The sequence below is a fragment of the Yersinia rohdei ATCC 43380 genome (assembly GCF_000173775.1).
Classification (GTDB): Bacteria; Pseudomonadota; Gammaproteobacteria; order Enterobacterales; family Enterobacteriaceae; genus Yersinia; species Yersinia rohdei.
Map to the genome: position 1 here is coordinate 1 of NZ_ACCD01000039.1, position 18,232 is coordinate 18,232.

Consider the following 18,232-nt stretch of genomic DNA (forward strand, 5'->3'; position numbering starts at 1 on the left):
CCTGCGTGTTGCTGCTCTGGCCGTTTACCTGTGCGGTGATAGTAAAGCTGCCGGCCTGTGTACTGGTCAGGTTGGTGGAAGCCACACCATTGGCATCGGTCGTCGCGCTGGCGGTGACCACGGTGACGCCATTACTGCTGGCACTGAAATTGACTATTGCATCAGGGACGGGTTTGCCGAACGCATTGGTTACCGTCGCTTGTACTTCATTGGTTGCTGTGCCGTCAGCCGCGGCATCATTAATTAGGGTGATAACAGCACCGTTGGCAAGTATGGCTGTTTCACCAAGTATCGCGGTGGCGGAGGTTGTTTTTACATTCTGGATCTCTGGCGTCAGAATAAATACGCCCGTCTGCATACCCGCCGTTAATGTTGCCAGGTAATAGCCCGGCCGTGCAGGATCAGCTGTAAATTTGCTGACTGTCACATCTGGCTGAGTGCGAGCAGATTGAGTGATGTTCATGGTGATGTCATTAGCAACGCCAATAACTGGCTGGCCTTTGTTATCGCGTAGAACAAGGGTTAACTGTTCGGTGCTCTGTCCATCATTGGCTAGAACAATTTCAGTAGGTGTGAATTCGCTGTGAGTTGTACTGACCGCCGACGCCGTCACCACCACGGTAGTGCTCGCTTGCTGTGATGCATTACCAGAGTTGTCATAGGCAGTCGCATTGACGATGTACTGGTTCGCTGCACCAACACCGTACTGGAACTCAGGGACAATCACGCTGTAGAGACCTGGCCCTTCTTGAATAATTTGTCCGCCGTTGCTCAACAGTTCCGGGGCATCCCAGTCAATACGCTCCAGCCCATTGCTGCTGTTTACTGAGACTTCCAGTGATTTACGTTCACCGGTATAACCACTCACTTGCTGGGCGAGTTTCAGGCTGAGGGTATTTTTCTTACGATATTCCAGAACAATATTGTTATTACGATCGACAAAATCATAGCGATTTGCGATAAGACTGCGGCTGGCTATCAGTTGGTTGCGGTCAAGTTGATGTGACAATGGCGTGCCAAGGGTGTAATTAAGGTCAATGCCAAATCGGGTATCATTTTGGCCACCTTTACCCTGGCGCTGATCGACACTGAATTTCAGCAATGGGAACGGTGAATAGTTTCCACCAAAAGTAATCGCATGAGGATTTTTCTGCTGATTATCTTTACCAAATAGCCCGACATTATCGCCATAGTATTGTTCGTAGGCCAGTTTAGCGCCAAGGCCGGGGTAAGATGGTAAGTAACCTTCTGCACGAATATCCCAGCCATTGGCCGGGCGCTCTTCATAATTGTCAAAGTCAGGAGAGTCTTTCCAATTCGACAGGCGTAAATAGCCATTCGTCGCCAGCTTAAAGAAGTTGCGCTGATATTCAGCACCCAGCCCCAGGCGCGAGTGACTGCGCGACCAGTCGTGGTCATAGAATGTATTTGCACCCAGCGCATAGCTATCGGCAAAATAGCGATAACCCAGGCCGAGATTCGACTGGGTACGGTCGTCCGTGCGATGAACTGAACCCTGAGAGAAAATCATATGTGATTCACTTTCCCAGAGAGGCACGAGCAGATCTAGCTGTGAATTTTTTACTGAGAAGTCCCGATCAGCATCCAACTTAACACGGACTTTTCCTTTACCATTAAGCCAATCAGATATTTCTTGACCCGCTTTGGCGTTGGCGGCGCTTAACGCACTGGATCGCGCCAGATCATTCAGCGCTTCACTGTTTGGGTTGTTTTGCAGAGTATTTCCTACCTGACTAGCGCTTTGCGCCAATAGCGAGTCATTTGGGCTGCTGGTGCTATGCGGCAAACTCTGGGTAGTAAAATTGTTTCCTATAAGAGGAATGTCAATTTCATCACCGGTCGTTAGTGCTTCAAACGGCTTTGAGAATTTACGTAACTGATTTAGTTTTTTTAGTTCAGCTACGGTCAGTCCATTTTTTTCCGCAACACTTTGCACCGTATCGCCAGGTAGAAAGACGTAGACTTCTGTCGCTATGACTTGAACGTTAGTCGCTGCATGAGCCATCATCGCCGGAGTAAAGGCCAGGCTGAGTGGGAAGACAATCTGGATACTAATATTTAATATGGCAATGGGCTTCGCATATCGAGCTATTAACCCGTTCTGATTTGTTGCTAATACTGGTTGAGTCATAAGTGACCTTGCTAGGATAATAAAAAATAGGGTGCAAGAACGCCAAGTTCTAATGGTTTTAACCATGAACTTATTGAGTTCTTTTGTTTCGATAGACTATCGATTGTTTTTCTATTAACAGTTGTAAGTTTAATGACGTCACATCATCAAAACTGTTTCATACCCATGAAATAGGGTTGGATGCTTTTTGTTGTAATATTTAAACGCCAATAAATAACTCTCTGTAAAGAGTGATTGTGTTGACGTGTTAAATGAGAAATTCCAATTTAACTTAATAAAAACAGTAGATTACAAAATAAAATCAATTTTAATTTATTATTTTGTAGTTTTATTTCATCCTGCCTGTAATATTTAGTTTCGTAAGTTATTATTTGCATAATTCCAATCTAGGCATAGTGTGATAATAAACCTACTTTCTCCCATGCTGACAAGATGTGAGGGAATATCGGTTACTTTCCTTTATCTGACTTTATTAAAAACACAGCCATCTTCCCCTCCATGACAATATTTATCAGGGAGAATTAAAATGGCATGTCTATATATACCTGGATATTTTGCCGAGGTGATTATATGCGATATTTAAACTCGTTAAATAAGATTGATTTAGATCAAGTGACTTTAAACAAGGCATTTTCTTGGAGTTAAAACCTTAATTTTGATTAAATTAAGGTTTGTTATACTTAAATATAAAAAATATTTAGAATAAATGTTGTTTTATTTTTGTTTTTTCAGTGAAATATACATATTTAGTCAAGGAGATATTTAAGTACTTCCCTACATATTGGGTTTGGCATGCCTACAATCAATGTAGTCTTTCGCCCATAAAAAAGGACTAGCTACAAATGGGTAGGTAAGGAATCTAGTTTGAGTTTTTGGTAGCCGACGAGTCTGCAGCCGCCTTTCGCCAAGATTCGTTCCACCTTGACCCATGACAAGGTAGCTTGGGTATGAGCCACTTTATAATCAGGCCCGTTTTTCTTCTTACTGGTGTGAAGCATGGCTTATCAACTTAATCTTAACTGGCCCGAATTTTTAGAAAAATACTGGCAGAAAAAACCTGTGGTATTAAAGAACGCCTTCCCGAATTTTGTCGATCCTATTACGCCGGATGAGCTGGCAGGGCTGGCAATGGAGGCGGAAGTTGATAGCCGTTTGGTCAGTCATACCAATGGCGAGTGGCAGGCCAGTAATGGGCCGTTTGAGCATTTTGATCATTTGGGCGAAACGGGCTGGTCGTTATTGGCACAGGCCGTTAACCACTGGCATGCCCCGTCAGCCGAACTGGTGCGCCCATTTCGCGTGCTGCCAGACTGGCGTTTAGACGACTTAATGATTTCTTTTTCTGTTCCCGGCGGCGGTGTCGGGCCACATATTGATCAGTATGACGTCTTTATTATCCAAGGGATGGGGCGTCGGCGCTGGCGAGTGGGTGATAAGTTGCCGCTGAAGCAGTTTTGCCCACATCCAGCACTGTTGCACGTTGAACCCTTCACCCCGATCATTGATGAAGATTTGTCTCCGGGCGACATTTTATATATTCCGCCGGGCTTCCCACACGACGGTTTTACCCATGAAACCGCCTTTAACTATTCAGTGGGTTTTCGTGGGCCAAATGGCCGGGATTTAATCAGCAGCTTTGCTGATTACGCGCTGGAAAATGATCTTGGCGGCGAGCACTATAGCGACCCCGATTTAACCTGCCGGGAGCACCCGGGGCGAGTGGAGGACTATGAGCTCGACCGCTTACGCGCCATGATGATCGACATGATTAATCAGCCGGAAGAATTTAAACAGTGGTTTGGGCGCTTTGCGACAACGCCACGCCACGAGCTGGATATCGCCCCGGCAGAACCGCCTTACCAACCCGAAGAGATTGTCGATGCACTGATGGCCGGTGAAGTATTGACGCGCCTGAGTGGGTTACGGGTTCTGCGTGTCGGTGACAGTTTCTTCGTCAATAATGAATGTTTGGCAACGACTGACCTTAACGCCGCCGATGCACTGTGTCGTTACACCATTATTGGAAAAACAGAGTTGGGCGAGGCATTAAACAACCCAGATTTTGTTATCGAGTTAACCGAGCTTATTAATCAGGGCTATTGGTTCCTCGACGAAGAGTAATACGGTAAATCATCATTGTGGCTTGCAGGCGTGTAGATTGTTATGTGGCCTGCAAACCATCGCCGTAAACTTTCTGTTTACGCCATATATTTGACTTGATTTCTTAGTGTCTGCCGCAGGGTTAACTGTAGCTATGGGCAATCGACTGGTTTTGGGAATATCATCGCGCGTCACACCACCATAAAAGCAGTTTCAATTGCGCCGAGCGGTGAGAATGGTGACATCTTACTGTTAGGTTCTTAATCTATATTAAGAAGTAAGATTTATGAGTTGGTGTATTGATGAGCGGCTCCGCCCTGTGGCAAGTTATTCTTGCTCTACGGATGGAGCCGTAATTATGGATGATTTTTTCCGACGGTGCCCTGGTGAGGCGATATCAGCATTTGCAGATAGAGCTGGAAAAACAGATGACATTTATAAAATATGCTGGTGTCTTTTAGCTCAGTCACACTAAATATAAACGCTTAATTTGATAACCGGAACGGGTGAAAACCACCCTTGTAACACTTTAAGGAAAATGATATTACAATCAGTTCGGGTTAACAAAGTGACCATGACTTAAAGTGTCACTCTAGGCAGAAAGGTATGTTGCTAAAATGAAGATAAATGTTACGGATACACCAAACCCACAAGACGAAGAGTTCGTAATTGATAGTCTTTGGGCGCACAATAATAAAACAGAAGTTGTCGATATTCACCCACTGTTTCTTACCATTACTGATGAACAGGGCAAAATTGTGGCGGGATTGGTGGCCAGAACTTGGTGGGGCGGGCTTGAAGTTCAGTATTTGTGGGTCAGTGACGAACACCGTAACAGCGGTTATGGTCGCCAGTTAATGGAACAAGCAGAAGCAGAGGCTCTTCAGCGTGGGTGTCATATGGCTTATGTAGACACTTTCGATTTTCAGGCCAGGGGTTTTTATGAAAAACTAGGTTATCGTATATATGGTAATTTAGGCGGATATGCTAAAAAGCATACACGACATTATCTGGCAAAAGAAATTTAACTCATTTTTGATCGGCGAGGTAGTAATGGATTTGCCCGATAAAAATAATGAAATTTATTTCAAGGGCCTTATTGCCATGATGGAGCACTTAAGTGAGCCATGGGGTATTAAAGATCTTAACTCCCGCCATGTCTATATGAATAGGGCCGCTTATTTCTATACCAATACACCCTTGAGTTTTGATATAGAAGGGAGGTTGGACGAGGAATTTCCTGCCTATTGGGCTGAGTTTTCTCCCGAGTTTATTGAACATGATAAAATGACCGAAGTGTCTCAAGATCGCGTCACCGTGATTGAAACACATTATTGGTGTGGCAAAGATGTATTAACGCCTTTTATTAGTGAAAAACTGCCTATTTATAACGACAAAAAAGAAATTATCGGTATTATGTGGAATGCTAAACCCCTTAATACGTTATCCCCGCTGAAATATATAAATCAACAAAAGCCCAGTGTTCTGACAACTGAAATTAATAATAGTATATTCACTCGTGCTGAGCTTGACGTTATATTTTTAATGTTGCAAAGATTCTCTGTAAAAGAGATTGCCAAAATATATAACATCAGTGCTAAGACGATAGAAAATAGAATATATACTATTTATCAAAAAGCTGATGTCCACACGTTGCAACAATTTGAAGAGTTTTGCAAATTGGCAAATTTGGATAATTATATTCCTGATCGACTGGTAGCAAAAGGTATCCAGTTTATCTGACAACAAAGGTACACCTTATCGTGATCAAGATTGAAGATTATCCATTGAGCCGAGTGCCACAGGATAAAAGGGTTTCATTTTTAAGTGTTGCCATTGTGCATATGGGGATGCTGACCGCGCTGGATCAATTTATGCTCGGCGCAGTGCTCGGTAATTCCATGACACTGGTTGATGCATTCACTGCCATCCTTATAGGTAGCATCATCTTTGGCGTGGTGACTTACGGTCTTGGCCTGGCGGGAATGCGTGAGGGGATTTCCGGCAGTTTACTGGCTCGTTGGTGTGGTTTTGGTCGCTTAGGCTCGGCACTTATTGGGATTGTGGTGGCCGTGAGTTTGCTGGGGTGGTTCGGCATTCAAAATGCTATTTTTGCCAAATCACTGGATTTTGCTCTGGGCCATAAACTGGGGTTTGGGTTTGCTGCGGCCTTATCGGGCAGCTTGCTGACTATCTTGGTGGCTTTTGGTTTTAAGGCATTGCGTATTGCTGCGCGTGTTGCTGTGCCAATGTTTATTTTGCTAGTGGCTTTTATCTCTATTGCCTCATTATCAGGTCATAATCTGCATGAAATCATTCAGTTAGTACCACAGGGTGACCCGCTGACTATCAGCGCCGGTATCACTATTGTGGTCGGCGGGGCCATTGTGGCGAGCCTGATGACCCCTGATCTGACGCGCTATTCCAAAAATGGTAAACATGTGCTTGGTGTTACTATTTTCACTATTGTTGCAGGGGAATTTATCGTCAATGGTTTGGCTATCCTGATTGCTAAAACCCTCGGGACGGCGGACGTGGTGACTATTATGTCCCAAGCTGCGGGTGGCGTGGGTCTGTTGGTCGTGGTGTTCTCCACCTTAAGGGTGAATGACCTCAATTTATATTCTTCGTCACTGGGTATTGTTAATGCCGTCGAAGGTTTGACCGGTAAAAAGCTGAAATACACTCTAACGACGTTAGTTATTGGTGTATTGGGCACCACATTATCGGTGCTGGGAATATTAGACCGGTTTGTGGATTTCCTGACTATACTGGGCGTCGTTTTCCCACCAATCATCGGTATTATGCTGGTGGATTATTATATCTTGCGCTCTCACCGCAAAATTCTGGATAAAAGCCGGTTGGAAGGGAAATTACCTGATGATAATGAAACCCCACTAATAGGTTGGGTGGCTATTATTGCCAGTATCGTCGGCAGTATTGTGGGGCTGGTGACTGAGTGGGGTATTCCAACGATTAATTCACTGGTTGCCGCCAGCCTTCTTTACTGGGTATTTAAAGTGGCCGTCAACCGTAATCAAAATCCTATTGAATCGGAAAAAGCGATTTAACGCTAGGTAAATAAGACGAATAGCTCCCCAAATAGCGGGGGGCTATTAGATTAATATTTAATAGTTTATTAGTGGTTAGATATCATCGCTGTGCCATGTATTAAGTGCGACATGGGTAATGACTCACGGCGTGGCCGGATTATGCGCTGATATCCTGAAAATATCCCAAAACAGACTCTTTCCGAGTTATAAATTTACCTTTTTCCGGCGACACCTGGCATAGTTAACGCATTCAATAAAACGACTCATTAATTTTGGATGGCGATACATGGCGGCGGCAAATCACTGGACACGGGATCAGTTGTTAGTGGCATTTACGCTATATAGTCAAATCCCCTTTGGAAAGCTACATTCCAAGAACCCCGATATTATCCATTACGCTGCTTTAATTGGCCGAACACCTTCGGCATTGGCAATGAAGTTGGTTAATTTTGCCAGTCTAGACCCTTTTATTACTGACTCTGGCCGTAAGGGGCTGAGTGGGGCTTCTAATGCTGATCGTGCTCTGTGGCGAGAAATGAATGAGCATGCTGACGTGCTTGAGCAACAATGTCAGCAGGCAATGAGTCAGTTAGAAAAACCTATTACCAAGCTATTTGATAGTGGCACGAAAGACTTTAGTGGTAAGGAAAGAACCACAATAATTAAGGCGCGGATTGGTCAGCAGTTATTCCGTAAAAATGTGTTATATGTTTATGAAAACCGCTGCTGTATTACTGAATTAGAAGAGCCTAAATTATTAGTCGCCAGCCATATTCGCCCTTGGAGTCATGGGGCTGAACACCGGCTTAACCCCAGCAATGGCCTGTGTCTTTCCAGCTTGCACGATCGTGCTTTTGACCAAGGGTTCATTACCTTTAATGAACATCTGGAAATGGTGTTATCCCCTCAGATAAAAAAACTTAAAAGCGGTATGAGTGAAGATAATTTCACTAAATATGAAGGACGAAAGCTACGGTTACCTGTTCAATTTTTCCCTGATGAGGGCCAGTTGGCTTATCATCGGCAGAATATTTTCTTAAGCTAAAAATAATTATCTGCTAATAAGAAAGCGCAACCTCAGGCTGCGCTCTGTTATTTCTTGCGCCATTATTTCAACAAGAATGACTGGCCCTGTTTCAATACCAAATCACAGGCTTTAGTTTTAATTTTTTCCGTGATTTGCTCGCTACCAAGGTCGTTCAAATTCAGGCTTTTTCCCTCACCGGTTTTCAGTAATCCGCCCAAACCTTCCTGATAATCTTGGCTTTTGGCATTTTCAGTGCTGGTTATCCCCAATTTGCTCATCAATTGATCTTTAATTTCAGACGTTCCATTAGCCGACAACACATTATTTTGCACACAATATTGCAATATACCGGCGGCATTGGTCATGGTGCTGGCACTGAGGCCTTTATCGCCACCATTGAGTAACCCTGTCAGTGATGACAGCGAGGATGAGCTATCGCCTGATTTGCTGTATTGGTCTGCGGCACTTTTTACGGAGTCCAGTAAGCTGTTTGCGTTAGCAGAACCGGCTAGCAGTAAGGTGGATAAAGCCAAAGCCAGCAGGGGACGAGTCGTCTTCATAAAAACTCCTGTTTTACAGTGGAGAGCACAGCATATAAGGCGAGATACCGCCAGAAAGGCCGCTAATCATTATTTTAGGTGCTAAGAATAACTCACGGGATTCATTTTGCTGATAGGTGTTGTCTGATAACGCGTTTGAATACCAGAAGATTATATTGCAGAGGGAAACGTCCAAACAAAAGGATTGCGGCAAAAAATAAATTGGGCAGCATGGGGAATATGCTGCCCGTATCGGCTAAGGCATCAGGCCGATAAAGACGGTTTTCTTACGTGGGCCGGTCATTAGCCCTTCCAGCTCTTCAACACATTTTAAGTAATGCGGCGTTTTTTTATGGGCTGCGACTGCATTTTCATCCGTATAAGCTTCATAGATATAAAAGCGGGTCGGGATATTTTCATCCCGCAACACATCAAAGCGAACATTCCCCGGTTCCCGGATTGACCCTAAATGGTTGGCACGGAAAACCTCAATAAACTGCTCAACTTTGTCATCTTTTACATTAATCTCTACCAAGGTGACATGCATAACTTTCTCCTTGTCATCGCTTGCCAGTCAAGGGCTGGCAGCTATTTGGATTTAACCTTTTTCATGCAGGAATAACTGATAAGCTGTTTCCGCATTCTCATTTTTATGCACCACGGCATGCACCGCTTTCAGCATGGCAATGGGGGCTTCTGACTGGAAGATATTGCGACCCATATCCACACCAGATGCACCCTGGTCAATAGCCCGATAGCACATTTCCAGTGCATCCCGCTCCGGCAATTTCTTACCGCCAGCAATAACAATCGGCACCGGACAACCCGCGGCAATGCGCTCAAAGCCGGTGTCGACATAATAGGTTTTGATCACTTGCGCGCCCATTTCGGCGGCGATACGGGTCGCTAATGAGAAATAGCGCTGGTCACGGGCCATATCTTTACCGACACCGGTCACTGCCATCGTTGGCATACCGTAGCGCAAACCTTGGTCAACCAGCTGGATGATATTCTTAATTGACTGATGTTCGTGCTCGGTGCCGATATAAACCTGGGCGGCCACGGCGCAAGAGTTGAGCCGTAGGGCATCTTCCATCGCCACCGCCACGGCTTCGTTGGATAAATCGGTCAGAATTGAGTTAGCACCAGAGGCGCGCAGTACGATGGGGCGATTGGCCGCCGCTGGAACAATACTGCGCAAAATACCCCGGGTGCACATCAAGACGTCGGCATAGTCAAACAGCGGGGCGATATTGATATCAATCCGCTCCAGACCTGTGGTCGGCCCCTGAAAATAGCCGTGATCAAATGCCAGCATCACCGTGCGGTTAGTTTTCGGATTAAAAATTCGCGCCAGACGAGATTGCATTCCCCAGTCGAGCGAGCCGCACCCTTTTAGTGTAAATGCAGGGTTTTGCTGCGCCACACCAATACCGAAATCTTTTCCGTCTTTGATATCGTCTAAATCAGCCATCTGTAATTACTCCAACTGGAGGTGAAAGATAGAGTTGGCCCGCCGCGAGAATGCTGCGGGCCATTGTGCTTAGAAATCGTATTTGTCGATGTTCTCTTTGGTGAAAATGACCCGCTGCGGCAGTAACACGATGCCGTTGCCTTTGGCCTCATGGTCATAGCCCTGGACACTGTTCGGCACGACTTCGACTATGCCAATGTTCGGGATCTCCAATTTATCGCCCACATTCAGTTCACCTTTTTTCAGCATCTCATTGGCGACATAAACCGAGATTTTTCCTTGGTTAACCACATCCCATAGGCCGAATTCTTTGACGGTGCCGCGTTCCACATAAGGGCGCATTACATTCGGGGTGCTGAAGCCGACAATTGCCACATTGTCGCGTTTCAGGTTTTCTGCCGCCTGTGCGGCAGCGGGCAGGGCGTTAGCATCTGGGGCAATAATCGCATCAAGGTCGCCATAAGCTTTCAAAATGCCCTCGGCGGTTTGCAGTGATTTGGTGGCGTCGTTATAGCCAAACTGTGTGGTCACAACCTCCCAGCCGGGGTGCTCTTGCTCGATTTTTTTCTTCGCTTCATTCACCCATTGGTTTTGGTCGGTTACGGTTGGGCTGGAATAGAAAAACGCCACTTTCGCTTTGTCTTTTTTCACCTGATTGGCGGCCATATCCACTAACATTGACCCTAATTGATTCGGCGTGCCCTGGTTGATATACACCGAGCGACATTCAGGTTTGGTATCTGAGTCCCAAGTCAGGATTTTGACCCCGCGCTGCATGGCGCGTTTTAATGCCGGACACAGGCCGTCTGGCGATACCGCCGAAACCACAATGGCGTTGTAGCCCTGATTGACGAAGTTATTGATTAACTGCACTTGGCCGGAAACACTCGGCTCGGTCGGGCCATCATAGGTTACCTCCACGCCCAGCTCTTTACCGGCCTCCACGGCACCTTTACCGCCGCTGGTAAAGAAGCCCACCCCGACGAGTTTCGGGATAAATGCGATGCGCTCCGCAGCTTGGGCGGAAGTGATAGCACCAAAAGTCATATAGGCAAATCCGAGGGCACAAACCAGCGCCAGCTTTTTCAGTTTTGGGTTTTTCATTGTTATCTCCAATGGCTTTGGGTATAGAGGTGTTGGCATTTAGCTACAATAATTTCTATATAAATGAAAATGTTAACTTAGGGTGTGTCTGCTGCGACGGCGTTGCAGCCATTCATAAATCAGATGCCGATGCAGGCTGATGGAGCGCCCAACCACGACCAGAATCAACAATGCACCGGAGAGTGCGCTGGAGATCTGATTTGGCGTGCCAATCATTTGCAGACCTTGTTGCAAGTAACCCACCAGTAATACCGCCAGTGCCGTACCAATAATTGAACCAGAACCGCCATAAATATTGGCACCGCCCAACACCACGGCAGTGATAGCCGGCATCAGGAAGGATGCCCCTAAATCCGAGCGCGCAGAGCCAAAGTAAGAAACCAGCAGAACCGCGGCAATGGCGGATGCCATGCCTGTCAGGGCATAAAGAATGCATAAAGTCCGCGCGACGGGCAGGGCGCTGTAGCGAGCGACTCGGCTGTTTTGCCCAATCAGGAAAACGTTGCGGCCACTGTGAGTGCGGTGCATCAGCAGCCAAAACAGCACCACGCAGACGATAAAGATAACCAGCGGTATTGGCAGGCCGAAGAAGGTTTGGTTAGCAAAATCAGTAAAAGCGGTAGGGAAACCGCCAATCCCTTCATAGCCCGTGGCCCCAGACATACCGGAGAGCAGCAGAGCACTGCCGCCAAACAGGTACATGGTGCCAAGAGTAATAACCAGCGGATTGACACCGGTGTAGAGAATCAGCCCGGCATTAATCAAACCGCATAGCGCGCCGACCAGCACGGTCAGCGGGATAGCGATGCTCATTGGGACACCGGCTTGGAACATCACGCCCAAAGATATTGAGCACAATCCGATAATTGAGCCGAATGAGATATCAATGCCGCCGCTGACAATCACCATCGTCAGGGGGAGGGCAACTATCCCGATGCAGATAAAATCACTGGTACTGAACAGCAGCACATTGATATCCAACATGCGCGAGTTCGATAAACCAAACAGCAGGATTTCCAGTACCAATAAGGTAGCCAGAGCCAGTTCCCATCCGTAGCGTCGGTGAAAGCTCGTGTAAAGACTCATCGTGCCACCTCTTTTTTGATTTTGTTAAAGGGCTTGCTGTTATTAACCGGTTTATCACTCGACGATGTATTACTGATGTTTTTCTTCTTATTATCCTTAACGGGACGAGTCGCGAACCTGGCGTATTTTTGTTGGCGGATATTGCGCTCCACCGCACAGCGCAGGCGGCCATCAAACACCAGCACACCGAGTAACACTAAGCCGGCAATAAAGTCATTCCACCAGGCGGGCAGGCGCAGCAGCACCAACACGCTGTCGATTTGAGTCAGAAGATAAGCCCCGAGAATTGCGCCAATAATGGTGCCGGTGCCACCCAGCAGGCTGATGCCACCGAGCACACAGGCGGCAATGGCTTTCATTTCCAGGCCGCTGCCGGTCTGATTAGGGATAAAACCAATTTGCGAAGCAAAGACGATGCCCGCCAGCGCCGCCATCACGCCATTCATGGAAAAAGCAAAAATGCGGATGCTGTCGGTGCGGATCCCCAGCTGGCGCGCGCCTTGTAAGTTATCGCCGGTGGCATAGAAACTGCGGCCAAAACTAGTTTTCCCCAGTAACAGCGCCATCGCCACAATCAGCAACATAATCAGCCAGCCGATAGGAGAGATAGAAAACAGAATTGGCGTTGATAAACTTTTTAAATCCGCCGGTAACCCTTCAATCCATTTCCCGCCGGTCAGCAATAGCATCAGGCCGCGATATAACCCCAGAGTCCCCAGGGTGGCGACAATCGCCGGGATGCGCAGCCAGGTCACTAAAATGCCATTAAAGAAGCCGGTCATCATGCCGACCAGCAGTGCAAACAGGCAAGATAGCGCCAGGCCAAAGCCCGCATTCAGCGCCATCCCGACAGTGACCGCACATAGGCCGGTAATTGAGCCGACCGACACATCAATATTGCGGGTTAGCATCACCATAGTGGCGCCGATCGCCAGCAGGATAAGGATCTGCGCGCTGCTGAAGATCATGGTGAACGTCTGCATGCTGAAGTAGTTACTGTCGATCACGCCAAGCAGGGCAAATAAGGCGAGAATGGCCAGCAGTGCCGTCGCTTCACGATTATTTTGAATAAATTTCAACATGATGCGCCCTCGTTTTCAGCAGTCTTATCGGCGTCGGTATGATGTTCACCGAAGGCCAAATGCATAATGGTATCGACATTCATGGCACTGCGATCGAGCGCGCCACTTATCTCCCCCTGATGCATCACCAACACGCTGTCTGCCATCTGCACCACCTCTTCCAGATCAGATGAGATGAAAATGATCGCCACATGTTGATCCGCAATACTGCGGATCAGTTGATAGATATCACTGCGGGCTGATACATCCACGCCACGAGTGGGTTCATCAATAATCAGTAATAACGGGTTAGCTTCCAAACACTTAGCAATCAGCAGTTTTTGCTGGTTACCGCCGGATAAAGTGCGCACCGGCTGTTCGAGGTGACTAAATTTGATGTTTAGCGCCCGACGATAGCGCTCCAGAATCGCCGCTTCCTGCGCCGGATGAGTCCATAGCCCCTGATTACCCTGGGTCAGTGAGCAGACATTCCAGCTCAGCGGGGCATCCAGATAAAGGCCAGAGGCCTGCCGGTCTTCCGGCAGATAAACCAGGCCGGTTGCCAGACGATTGACGGTTTTCATGTTGGTGATGTCGATATCTTCTAGCTCAACACGGCCCCCACTGGCAGGCCGCAAGCCATATAGAGTTTCTGCCAATTCGGTTCTACCGGCCCCCACGACCCCCGCCAGCCCAAGAATTTCACCGGCGCGAACCTCGAAAGAAATATGAGCAAAACCTTCGCCGCTCAAATCGGTCACCCGTATAACCGGTTGATTAGATTGAGAACGAGCTTGAGAACGGCGGTTGCCGGGCAGCTCCAGCCATAATTTTTGGGTGTCTGATAACTCGCTATTTTTGGCTTGTGGAGTAATCGCCTGAATAATGGTGTCGGTTGAGAAATCGCCAGTGGCACCGCTTAGGGCGATGCCCCCATCGCGCATCACACTGACCCAATCGGCCAGTTGACGAATTTCCGGCAGTTTGTGGGAGATAAAAACCACGCCGACCCCTTGTTGCAATAACATGCTTATTTGGTTGAATAAACGATTGGTTTCTGCTGGCGTGAGTGAGGCGGTGGGCTCGTCAAGAATCAAAATTCGCGAGTCGCGCATCAGGCCGCGCATGATCTCCACTAATTGCTGGTCAGCCACATCCAGTGAACCGGCGCTGACGGCAAGATCCAGATGGCAACCCAAACTTTGCAGCAACTGCGCCATTTTCTTTTTGTCAGCTTGATGTTTTGGCAACCGGAACAGAATATTTTCCTGCACCGACAGATTGGCAAACAGCATTGGCTCTTGCGGCACCAGATAAATACCCAACTGATGGGCTTTGGCTGGGGTGAGGTTAAGGCAGGGCTGGCCATTTATCTCAATGGTGCCGCTATCCGGTGGCAGCACACCGGCGATAATTTTCATCAGTGTTGATTTACCCGCCCCATTCCCCCCGAGCAGGGCATGTACCTGGCCGGGTTGCAAAGTAAAATCGATGCTTTTCAGTACCACAACACCGGAAAACTGTTTGCTGATACCACGAACCTGGAGCAGCGGTGGCAGCTGGGGAATAGTATTCGACATCGCGACTCCAATTGAACAAAAATAATTTAAAATTAAAAGTGTTCAAAAAAGATAGCGGGATAATGCCATTATTGGCGTAATCAAGATCACATTTCTGTGAATAAAAAAATTTAAATTAAAATGTGTTCAAATATGTTGTTTAAGCTGTTAGCGTGGTTATCAGTTGAGATTTAACATTTAGGATTATGATGTCATCGCGAAAATCGATGTGTCATGTGAGTTGCCAAGACGTAGAAGAGAATCACCCGCAATGATGAAAGAAAAGCCAGTAATAAAAGAAAAACCCATGTCGTCCAATGATGAATACAAATATCCGGGTAATAGCATGAGTGAAGAGGAACTGCTCGCTCGCATTGCGTGGTTTTATTATCACGATGGCTTAACACAAGGGGATATTGGTGAGCTGCTGGGGCTGACCAGACTGAAAGTGTCCAGATTACTGGAGAAAGGCCGTCAGTCTGGGGTAATCCGGGTACAGATTAATTCGCGTTATGAAGGCTGTCTGGAACTGGAAAACCAACTGCAACAGCATTTTGACCTGAAACATATCCGCATTCTGCCTTCTTTGGCTGAACTTAGCATCAGTAGCCGGTTGGGAATTGGTGCCGCACACTTATTGATGGCATTGATACAACCCCAGCAATTGCTGGCGGTGGGATTTGGCGAAACCACCATGTGCGCGCTACAGCATTTGAGCGGTTTTATCGCCTCTCAACAGATTCGTTTGGTGACACTTTCTGGTGGGGTCGGCTCTTATATGACCGGGATTGGGCAGTTAGATGCGGCCTGCCAGGTCAGTATTATTCCAGCACCTTTACGGGCTTCCAGTGCCAAAGTGGCTGAAACCTTCCGCCAGGAAAACAGTGTTCGTGATGTGATGCTGGCAGCCTGTGCCGCTGATGTGGCGGTGGTGGGTATTGGCTCGGTGAATCAGCAAAAAGAAGCCACTATTTTGCGCTCCGGTTATATCAGCGAAGGTGAACAGCTGATGTTCAGCCGCAAAGGCGCGGTCGGCGATATTCTCGGCTACTTTATGCAAGCCGATGGTGCATTGGCGGCAGATATGCAAATTCACCAAGAATTGATTGGCATTTCTCTGGCTGATCTCACCAATATCCCGACGGTTATTGGTGTGGCGGGGGGGGTGGAGAAAGCAGAAGCGATTGTGGCGGCCTTGCAAGGCAAGTATGTGAATGCATTAGTCACTGACGAATTGACAGCACGGTCTATTATTAAATTGATTTGATTGGCTTTTTTACGGGTCATATTGAGATTGGGCCATACTCAATCTGGCTGTGACAATGACGCCAACAGTTTTCGATTATTTTTTAGCAGATTTAATTAAAGGCAGTAGAGGACAGATTTATTCATAAATTCATATAAAACAGAGGATAGCGTAATGAGTCAATTCTCTACGACCACCACATCGGGTGAATATCTGATGGCTTTGGATGCAGGCACCGGTAGTGTCCGGGCGGTGATATTTGATCTGAATGGAAATCAGATTTCAGCCGGGCAGGCTGAATGGCTACATCTGCCAGTACCCGATGTCCCTGGGTCGATGGAGTTTGACTTAACCACTAACTGGAAGTTGACCTGCCAGTGCATCCAACAGGCATTGCATCAGGCCAAAATACCGGCCAGTGCCATTCGGGCGGTGGCGGCTTGCTCAATGCGCGAGGGCATTGTGCTGTATGACCGCAACGGCAAACCTATCTGGGCTTGTGCCAATGTGGATGCCCGCGCTAGCCGCGAAGTCAGCGAGCTAAAAGAACTGCATCATCATGGATTTGAAAATGAAGTCTATCAGTGTTCCGGCCAAACATTGGCACTGAGTGCCATGCCCCGGCTGTTGTGGTTAGCGCATTACCGGCCAGATATTTATCGTCAGGCGGGCACTCTCACCATGATAAGTGACTGGTTGGCGAATATGCTCAGTGGCGAACTGGCGGTAGACCCTTCCAATGCTGGCACCACGGGAATGTTGGATTTAGTTACCCGAAACTGGCAGCCCAATTTGCTGGAAATGGCAGGGTTACGGGCCGATATTTTATCACCAGTGAAAGAAACCGGCACTTTGCTTGGGCATGTCACGGCGCAAGCCGCGCAAGAATGTGGCTTATTGGCGGGAACACCCGTGGTGATGGGCGGCGGAGATGTGCAGCTCGGTTGCTTAGGGCTAGGGGTGGTACAGCCGGGCCAAACTGCGGTACTGGGCGGCACTTTCTGGCAGCAAGTGGTGAATTTACCCAAGCCGATTACTGACCCCAATATGAATACGCGCATTAACCCACATGTTATTCCCGGCATGGTGCAAGCCGAATCTATCAGTTTCTTTACCGGCCTGACTATGCGCTGGTTCCGTGATGCATTTTGTGCCGAAGAAAAATTACTGGCGCAGCGGCTGGGCATTGATACTTACAGCTTGCTGGAAGATATGGCGGCGCGAGTTCCCGCCGGTGCTTACGGAGTGATGCCTATTTTTTCCGATGTCATGCGCTTTAAATCTTGGTATCACGCCGCACCTTCCTTTATCAACTTGTCACTCGATCCTGAAAAATGCAACAAAGCCACTTTATTCCGCGCCCTGGAAGAGAACGCCGCCATTGTTTCGGCTTGTAATCTGGCACAAATTGCTGAATTTTCAGGGGTTAAAGCCTCCTCTGTGGTCTTCGCTGGTGGCGGTTCAAAAGGCAAACTCTGGAGCCAAATTCTGGCCGATGTCACCGGGATCCCAGTTCGAGTGCCGGTGGTCAAAGAAGCCACTGCACTGGGATGCGCCATTGCCGCCGGGGTGGGGGTCGGGTTGTATGACGCGCTGGATAAAACCGGCGAGCGGCTGGTGCGTTGGGAGCGAGAATTCACCCCCAACACCGAGCATCAAGCACTCTATCAAGCGGCCAAAACTAACTGGCAGGCGGTGTATACCGACCAACTGACATTGGTGGATAGTGGGCTGACGACCTCCCTGTGGAAGGCCCCGGGGCTTTGACTCTCTTGTTGGCCATGTTGAACGCGGGCAGTGCTCGCCGCGTCCAAACTGCCTGCACCGATGA

The 18,232-nt window shown here is 47.7% G+C and carries 15 protein-coding genes; 7 read left to right on the top strand and 8 right to left on the bottom strand.

The window, feature by feature from the left end; all coding sequences use genetic code 11:
- Nucleotides 1-2,152: inverse autotransporter beta domain-containing protein (locus YROHD0001_RS01600; protein WP_004716495.1), on the bottom strand; the 2,152-nt coding region annotated here is incomplete at its 3' end.
- A 996-nt stretch (nucleotides 2,153-3,148) separates the two neighbouring features.
- On the opposite strand from YROHD0001_RS01600, the gene YROHD0001_RS01595 reads away from it, so the two are divergent.
- The 5 genes from YROHD0001_RS01595 (at nucleotide 3,149) to YROHD0001_RS01575 (ending at nucleotide 8,350) form a co-directional block, all read left to right on the top strand.
- The gene (locus YROHD0001_RS01595; RefSeq protein WP_004716496.1) at nucleotides 3,149-4,273 is read left to right on the top strand and encodes a ribosomal protein uL16 3-hydroxylase; all 1,125 of its coding nucleotides are present in this window, start codon (nucleotides 3,149-3,151) and stop codon (nucleotides 4,271-4,273) included.
- Nucleotides 4,274-4,869: 596 nt separating this feature from the next.
- Nucleotides 4,870-5,280 (top strand): GNAT family N-acetyltransferase, encoded by a 411-nt coding sequence (locus YROHD0001_RS01590; protein ID WP_004716498.1) that lies wholly within the window; start codon nucleotides 4,870-4,872, stop codon nucleotides 5,278-5,280.
- Nucleotides 5,281-5,305: 25 nt separating this feature from the next.
- Nucleotides 5,306-5,995 carry a helix-turn-helix transcriptional regulator gene (locus tag YROHD0001_RS01585; protein WP_032818184.1) on the top strand — a complete coding sequence of 230 codons (690 nt, stop codon included), beginning with the start codon at nucleotides 5,306-5,308 and terminating at the stop codon, nucleotides 5,993-5,995.
- Between the two features lie 20 nt (nucleotides 5,996-6,015).
- Nucleotides 6,016-7,323 (top strand): cytosine permease, encoded by a 1,308-nt coding sequence (locus tag YROHD0001_RS01580; protein ID WP_004716504.1) that lies wholly within the window; start codon nucleotides 6,016-6,018, stop codon nucleotides 7,321-7,323.
- 268 nt (nucleotides 7,324-7,591) lie between these two features.
- Complete coding sequence (locus YROHD0001_RS01575) at nucleotides 7,592-8,350, top strand: HNH endonuclease (RefSeq protein WP_004716505.1); 759 nt, start codon at nucleotides 7,592-7,594, stop codon at nucleotides 8,348-8,350.
- Between the two features lie 62 nt (nucleotides 8,351-8,412).
- Here the strand turns inward: YROHD0001_RS01575 and YROHD0001_RS01570 are convergent, their stop codons facing one another.
- From YROHD0001_RS01570 to lsrA, 7 genes are all read right to left on the bottom strand, one after another.
- Nucleotides 8,413-8,892, bottom strand: coding sequence for a YjjA family protein (locus tag YROHD0001_RS01570; protein WP_004716506.1), 480 nt, complete (start codon nucleotides 8,890-8,892; stop codon nucleotides 8,413-8,415).
- Between the two features lie 235 nt (nucleotides 8,893-9,127).
- Nucleotides 9,128-9,418 (bottom strand): (4S)-4-hydroxy-5-phosphonooxypentane-2,3-dione isomerase, encoded by a 291-nt coding sequence (gene lsrG / locus YROHD0001_RS01565; RefSeq protein ID WP_004716509.1) that lies wholly within the window; start codon nucleotides 9,416-9,418, stop codon nucleotides 9,128-9,130.
- Between the two features lie 51 nt (nucleotides 9,419-9,469).
- Nucleotides 9,470-10,345, bottom strand: coding sequence for a 3-hydroxy-5-phosphonooxypentane-2,4-dione thiolase (gene lsrF / locus YROHD0001_RS01560; protein WP_004716514.1), 876 nt, complete (start codon nucleotides 10,343-10,345; stop codon nucleotides 9,470-9,472).
- 69 nt (nucleotides 10,346-10,414) lie between these two features.
- On the bottom strand, nucleotides 10,415-11,449 hold the full coding sequence (lsrB, locus tag YROHD0001_RS01555) for an autoinducer 2 ABC transporter substrate-binding protein LsrB (protein ID WP_004716515.1): 1,035 nt from the start codon (nucleotides 11,447-11,449) through the stop codon (nucleotides 10,415-10,417).
- Nucleotides 11,450-11,521: 72 nt separating this feature from the next.
- Nucleotides 11,522-12,535 carry an autoinducer 2 ABC transporter permease LsrD gene (gene lsrD / locus YROHD0001_RS01550; RefSeq protein WP_032818187.1) on the bottom strand — a complete coding sequence of 338 codons (1,014 nt, stop codon included), beginning with the start codon at nucleotides 12,533-12,535 and terminating at the stop codon, nucleotides 11,522-11,524.
- Nucleotides 12,532-13,617 (bottom strand): autoinducer 2 ABC transporter permease LsrC, encoded by a 1,086-nt coding sequence (gene lsrC / locus YROHD0001_RS01545; protein WP_032818189.1) that lies wholly within the window; start codon nucleotides 13,615-13,617, stop codon nucleotides 12,532-12,534. Before lsrC ends, lsrD begins: the two co-directional genes overlap by 4 nt.
- Nucleotides 13,611-15,176, bottom strand: coding sequence for an autoinducer 2 ABC transporter ATP-binding protein LsrA (lsrA, locus tag YROHD0001_RS01540; protein ID WP_004716518.1), 1,566 nt, complete (start codon nucleotides 15,174-15,176; stop codon nucleotides 13,611-13,613). Before lsrA ends, lsrC begins: the two co-directional genes overlap by 7 nt.
- 250 nt (nucleotides 15,177-15,426) lie before the next feature.
- Between lsrA and lsrR the strand changes: the two genes are divergently transcribed.
- Both lsrR and lsrK read left to right on the top strand, forming a co-directional pair.
- Nucleotides 15,427-16,422, top strand: coding sequence for a transcriptional regulator LsrR (lsrR, locus tag YROHD0001_RS01535; RefSeq protein ID WP_004716521.1), 996 nt, complete (start codon nucleotides 15,427-15,429; stop codon nucleotides 16,420-16,422).
- A 153-nt stretch (nucleotides 16,423-16,575) separates the two neighbouring features.
- Nucleotides 16,576-18,168: an autoinducer-2 kinase gene (gene lsrK / locus YROHD0001_RS01530; protein ID WP_004716523.1), complete on the top strand. Its 1,593-nt coding sequence runs from the start codon at nucleotides 16,576-16,578 to the stop codon at nucleotides 18,166-18,168.
- Nucleotides 18,169-18,232 lie beyond the last annotated feature (64 nt).

Bases quoted from the DNA above. Each gene is read 5' to 3' on its own strand.
- YROHD0001_RS01570 (WP_004716506.1), bottom strand. From the start codon at position 8,892: ATGAAGACGACTCGTCCCCTGCTGGCTTTGGCTTTATCCACCTTACTG.
- lsrD (WP_032818187.1), bottom strand. From the start codon at position 12,535: ATGAGTCTTTACACGAGCTTTCACCGACGCTACGGATGGGAACTGGCT.
- lsrR (WP_004716521.1), top strand. From the start codon at position 15,427: ATGATGAAAGAAAAGCCAGTAATAAAAGAAAAACCCATGTCGTCCAAT.
- lsrA (WP_004716518.1), bottom strand. From the start codon at position 15,176: ATGTCGAATACTATTCCCCAGCTGCCACCGCTGCTCCAGGTTCGTGGT.
- YROHD0001_RS01595 (WP_004716496.1), top strand. From the start codon at position 3,149: ATGGCTTATCAACTTAATCTTAACTGGCCCGAATTTTTAGAAAAATAC.
- lsrB (WP_004716515.1), bottom strand. From the start codon at position 11,449: ATGAAAAACCCAAAACTGAAAAAGCTGGCGCTGGTTTGTGCCCTCGGA.
- lsrG (WP_004716509.1), bottom strand. From the start codon at position 9,418: ATGCATGTCACCTTGGTAGAGATTAATGTAAAAGATGACAAAGTTGAG.
- YROHD0001_RS01585 (WP_032818184.1), top strand. From the start codon at position 5,306: ATGGATTTGCCCGATAAAAATAATGAAATTTATTTCAAGGGCCTTATT.
- YROHD0001_RS01590 (WP_004716498.1), top strand. From the start codon at position 4,870: ATGAAGATAAATGTTACGGATACACCAAACCCACAAGACGAAGAGTTC.
- lsrK (WP_004716523.1), top strand. From the start codon at position 16,576: ATGAGTCAATTCTCTACGACCACCACATCGGGTGAATATCTGATGGCT.
- lsrC (WP_032818189.1), bottom strand. From the start codon at position 13,617: ATGTTGAAATTTATTCAAAATAATCGTGAAGCGACGGCACTGCTGGCC.
- lsrF (WP_004716514.1), bottom strand. From the start codon at position 10,345: ATGGCTGATTTAGACGATATCAAAGACGGAAAAGATTTCGGTATTGGT.
- YROHD0001_RS01575 (WP_004716505.1), top strand. From the start codon at position 7,592: ATGGCGGCGGCAAATCACTGGACACGGGATCAGTTGTTAGTGGCATTT.